General features: G+C 61.9%; 2 protein-coding genes and 1 pseudogene. 1 reads left to right on the forward strand and 2 read right to left on the reverse strand.

Translation table 11 applies throughout. From position 1 onward, the window contains the following. Positions 1 to 247: pseudogene (locus Q8M88_RS10735) on the reverse strand (tRNA (guanosine(37)-N1)-methyltransferase TrmD); the annotation flags it as partial. Between the two features lie 249 nt (positions 248 to 496). On the opposite strand from Q8M88_RS10735, the gene Q8M88_RS10740 reads away from it, so the two are divergent. Next, complete coding sequence (locus tag Q8M88_RS10740; protein WP_196404863.1) at positions 497 to 805, forward strand: hypothetical protein; 309 nt, start codon at positions 497 to 499, stop codon at positions 803 to 805. Here the strand turns inward: Q8M88_RS10740 and rimM are convergent. Continuing rightward, a complete protein-coding gene (gene rimM, locus Q8M88_RS10745) occupies positions 802 to 1,350 on the reverse strand; it encodes a ribosome maturation factor RimM (protein WP_305597154.1) in 549 nt (182 codons plus the stop codon). The two genes, Q8M88_RS10740 and rimM, sit on opposite strands and share 4 nt — an antisense overlap. Between the last annotated feature and the right edge of the window lie 75 nt (positions 1,351 to 1,425).

The raw sequence follows: 1,425 nt of genomic DNA on the forward strand, positions 1-1,425 counted from the left end.
GGCGCGGGCGCGGGTCGGGCGGAATGGCGTCGAGCGCGCGCGCCCGTATGTCGGCTTTCATGACCATGCCGGGGCCGCCGCCGGCCGGCGTGTCGTCGACGGCGCGATGGCGGCCGAGCCCATGCTCGCGGATCTGCCGCGGCTCAAGCGTCCAGACGCCACGCGACAGCGCGTCGCCGGCGAGCGACAGGCCCAAGGGACCTGGAAACATTTCGGGAAAAAGCGTCAGGACCGTCGCACGGAACATGGAGCAGTTATGGCACGAAGCGTGAGGGAGGGCGAAGACGAAGAACGACGGGGTTCGAAGACAGAGGCTTGCTCGACGAACTCGAGCACCCAAATAAGTCGCGCTACCCTCGCCAACGGCTATTTGTCGTCAGGGTTCGCGGCTACGCCTATCTCGTGCCTTTTGTAGAAACGGATGACGACCTCTTCCTCAAGACGATCATCCCGAGTCGCAAAGCGACCCGAGACTATATTGCGTCGGAGTAATGAGATGGATGACGAGCGACAGCTCGAAGAAGAAATTCTTGCGTCATTCGAGCAAGGCGAGTGGCGTCAGGTCAAGGACGTTCGAGACGAGATTGATCGTCATGCAACGTACGCCAAGGACGCGCTTACGAAAGACAAGCGCGTGAATATAAGAATTTCCTCGCGGGACCTGGAAGATTTGCAGGCGAAGGCCGCAGTCGAAGGCGTCGGCTATCAGACGTTAATGTCGAGCGTGCTGCACAAATATGTGACGGGCCGCCTCGTCGAACCGCCATCGCCGGGGAAACGCGGGGCAAAAAAACGCGCCGGCTAAGCATCTTTTTCTTCCCTGTCGGCTTCAATCTCCGCCGGCGGCTCGACAACGACACGCTCGCCTTGAACGTCGACAGTCGGAACCACCGCCTTGGTGAAGGGCACGAGTAGACTCTCTCCTTGGCCGGTTGGCGCAATTTCGAGAATATCTCCCGCGCCGAAATTGCGTACGGCGACGATCATGCCGATCTCGGCGCCATCCGGCGTCTGGGCGCGAAGGCCAATGAGATCGGCGATATAGAATTCGTCCTCTTCCGGCGCGGGGAGCTTGTCGCGCGCAACATAGAGTTCGACGCGGTTCAGCGCTTCGGCGCCGGCGCGGTCGTCGACGCCCTCGATTTGGGCGACGAGCATGTCCTTGCCCTGCCGGCGCACGGCGCGCAGCCTGAAATGGCGCGTCCCGCTTTTGTCGGTGAGGCCGTCATAGGCTGCGATCGACAGCGGATCGCTTGTGAAGCTCTGCAGTCGGATCTCGCCGCGCACGCCATGCGGCGCGCCGAAGCGGCCGAGGAGGACGAGGCTCTTTGTCCTGTCGCCCGCCGTCATTCGATTTCCTCATCCTGAGGAGCGAGCGCAAGTCGGGTGTTCCCGACTTGCGCAAACAAACATTCGATCTCGGGC

This window comes from Phenylobacterium sp., from assembly GCF_030693805.1.
In the GTDB taxonomy this organism is placed as follows: Bacteria; Pseudomonadota; Alphaproteobacteria; order Caulobacterales; family Caulobacteraceae; genus Phenylobacterium.

Bases quoted from the DNA above. Each gene is read 5' to 3' on its own strand.
- Q8M88_RS10740 (WP_196404863.1), top strand. From the start codon at position 497: ATGGATGACGAGCGACAGCTCGAAGAAGAAATTCTTGCGTCATTCGAG.
- rimM (WP_305597154.1), bottom strand. From the start codon at position 1,350: ATGACGGCGGGCGACAGGACAAAGAGCCTCGTCCTCCTCGGCCGCTTC.